A 2,949-nucleotide genomic window follows, 5' to 3' on the forward strand; every position below is an offset into this window, starting at 1 on the left:
GCCCCGCCGTGCAGCGCTTCACCGACACCACGCTGCGGCAGGTCGTGCGCCTGTCCACCGGCGGGGACCGCCTGCGGGTGCGGCTGACCAACGTCTACGGCGACGCCGCGCTCGCCGTGGGCCGCGTCACCGTGGCCGTGCGCGCCGCCGGCCTGCGGGGCACCCCCGCCCTCGGCGGCACCCCCGTCGACGTGACGTTCGCCGGCGCCCGCGCGACGAGCGTGCCCGCCGGCGCGGAGTGGGTCTCCGACCCCGTCCGCCTCGCCGCGCCCGCCGGCGCCGACCTCGTCGTCAGCATCCACCTGCCCGGCCCGACGCCGCGGCCCAGCGTGCACTACGAGGCGGTGAGCACGACGTGGAGCGCCCCCGGCGACGCCACCGGCGACCGCGGCGCCGCGTTCGCGCCGGTCTCGACCCCGCTCGCCACCACCCGCTACTTCCTCGACGGCATCGACGTCAGCGGCCGCGCCCCCGGCTCGGTGGTGTTCCTCGGCGACTCCATCACCGACGGGGTGAAGTCCGTCGTGGACGCCGACCAGCGCTACCCCGACGTCGTCGCCCGGCGGGTGCTGCGGCTGCCGGAGCAGCGGCGGTTCGGGGTGCTCAACGCCGGCCTCAGCGCCAACCGGCTGCTCGACGACGCCGGCCTCGGCGGGGAGTCCGTCCTCGCCCGCTTCGAGCGCGACGTGCTGGGGCAGACCGGGGTGCGCACCGTCGTGCTGCTGGAGGGCATCAACGACATCCACGGCAGCTACGGCGCGGTCGACGCGAACGCCCTGATCGGCGTGTACCGCCAGCTCGTGCAGCGCGCCCACGACGCCGGCGTCCGCGTCGTGGGCGGCACCCTGCTGCCGTTCGAGGGGGCGCCGAAGTACACGGCCGACGGGGAGGCGGACCGGCAGGCGGTCAACGCCTGGATCCGCACCTCCGGGGTGTTCGACGCGGTCGTGGACTTCGACGCCGCCCTGCGCGACCCCGCGCACCCCACCCGGCTGCTGCCCCGCTACGACACCGGCGACCACGTGCACCCCGACGACGCCGGGTACGCGGCGATGGCGGACGCGGTGGACCTGGGCGACCTCTGAGCACCGGGCACGCGCCGCGGGGACCGGCGCGCCGCGCCGTGAGAGGGTTCACCGGCTATCCCACGACGCGACGGGACGGGGACCGATGGCAGAGCGCGTGACGTTCCGCAGCAGCACGGGGCACCGGCTGGCGGGGTTGCTGGACCTGCCCGAGGGGGACGTGCGGGGCTGGGGGGTGTTCGCCCACGGTTTCACCCTGGGCAAGGACTCCCCGGCCGCGGCGCGGATCTGCAAGGGGCTGGCCGCCGAGGGCATCGGCATGCTGCGCTTCGACAACCTCGGCCTGGGCGACTCCGAGGGCGACTGGGGTGACGGGTCCTTCACGCACAAGGTGTCCGACACCGTCCTGGCCGCGGAGTTCCTCCGCGAGCGCGGCACCGCACCCGACCTGCTGGTGGGGCACTCCTTCGGCGGCGCGGCCGTCATCGCCGCGGCCGGTGACGTCCCCGGCCTGAAGGCGGTGGTCAGCATCGCGGCGCCCTCGGAGGTCAGCCACGTCGAGCACCACTACGACGCGCTGGTGGAGCGCGTGATGGCCGAGGGCCACGCGGAGTGGATGGTGGGCGGGCGGGCGCTGACCCTGAAGCGGGCCTTCGTCGAGGACGTCCGCCAGGCCGACCTGCGCCACCGGGTCCGCCGCCTGGAGGTGCCGCTGCTGGTGATGCACTCACCGACCGACAGCACCGTGAACATCGACAACGCCAGCGCGATCTTCCGGGCCGCCCCGCACCCGCGCAGCTTCGTGTCGCTGGAGGGCTCCGACCACCTGCTCACCGCCCCCGGCCAGGCCCGCCGGGCCGCCCGCATCGTCAGCGCCTGGGCGGACCAGTACCTGCGGGCCGGCTGAGCGGGCGCCTCAGCCGGCCGGGGCGGGCGCCGCGCTCGGAGCCGGGGCGGCGCTCGGGGTGGGTGTGGCGGCGCGGACCGTCGCCGGGTCGGGGCCGCAGACGATCCGGTTCTCCGGGTTGTAGACCGTCGTCCACGTCTCGCGCTGCTCCGCGCCGCCGCCCACGGGCGTCATGACGCGGGTGACGTCGACGGTGAAGCCGCTGACCGTCGCCGAGCTGGGCGAGCAGCCCTTCGAGGTGTCGTAGATGGTCCGGGCCGGCTTCACGTTGCGCCGCGCGGACTTCTCCGCCCTGACGTCCATGAACCTCGTCCCGTACAGCGACACCACGACCTTGCCGTCGACGATGCCGGCCTGGACGTAGACCCCGTGCCCGGAGTCGTTGCGGAACCGGTTGTCGATGCTGCGCCAGTCGATCGTGGCCTCCCGGCCCTCGGGGTAGCGGGAGATGTAGAACGAGTGCGGCTTGTGCTCGATCTCGTCGAGGCCGGCGAAGAACACCGCGTTGAACAGCGTCGTCGACAGCTGCGACACCCCGCCGCCGTAGTCGTCGACCAGGCGCCCGTTGGAGATGACGGGCGCCCGGTTGAAACCGCGCTCGGGGGTGCGCTCGCCGACGGTGTCGTTGAGGGAGAACTCCTCACCGGGCCGCAGCAGGGTGCCGTCCACGAAGGACGCCGCCAGGCGGATGTTCTCCGTGCGGTCGGCGTTCGCGGTGAGGTTCGTGGAGAACGTCGACATCTGCTCGACGATCCCCAGGCCCTGCAGCGCCTCGGTCGTCAGCTGCGGGGCGGACTCGGTGAGCTCCACCTCCGCGCGCCGGTCGGGCGCCGGCCCGGTGAGCGCCGTCGTGACCGCGGCGGCCAGGTCGGTGGGCGGCACCGCGCGGCCGGCGACGCCCGGCACCACCTGCGGGACGGCGGCGACCACCTCGATCCGCGCGTCCTGCGGGGCGGCCTCGAACTGCGGGTCCGCGGCCAGCAGCGCCGCGTGCAGCCCGGCGCCGTCGGCGACGAG

Annotated in this window: 3 protein-coding genes; 2 read left to right on the forward strand and 1 reads right to left on the reverse strand. The window is 75.0% G+C overall.

The features are described 5' to 3' along the window. Window positions 1–1,085 (forward strand): SGNH/GDSL hydrolase family protein (locus ABEB16_RS14015; RefSeq protein ID WP_345712858.1); only part of this gene is annotated, 1,085 nt, incomplete at its 5' end. A gap of 85 nt (window positions 1,086–1,170) precedes the next feature. Then, window positions 1,171–1,932: an alpha/beta hydrolase family protein gene (locus ABEB16_RS14020; RefSeq protein WP_345712859.1), complete on the forward strand. Its 762-nt coding sequence runs from the start codon at window positions 1,171–1,173 to the stop codon at window positions 1,930–1,932. 9 nt (window positions 1,933–1,941) lie between these two features. On the opposite strand, the gene ABEB16_RS14025 is transcribed toward ABEB16_RS14020, so the two are convergent. After that, window positions 1,942–2,949, reverse strand: a 1,008-nt coding sequence (locus tag ABEB16_RS14025) for a VanW family protein (RefSeq protein ID WP_345712860.1), incomplete at its 5' end; no start/stop codon positions are given.

Origin of the sequence: Kineococcus glutinatus (assembly GCF_039542765.1) — a bacterium.
Classification (GTDB): domain Bacteria; phylum Actinomycetota; class Actinomycetes; order Actinomycetales; family Kineococcaceae; genus Kineococcus_A; species Kineococcus_A glutinatus.

Bases quoted from the DNA above. Each gene is read 5' to 3' on its own strand.
- ABEB16_RS14020 (WP_345712859.1), top strand. From the start codon at position 1,171: ATGGCAGAGCGCGTGACGTTCCGCAGCAGCACGGGGCACCGGCTGGCG.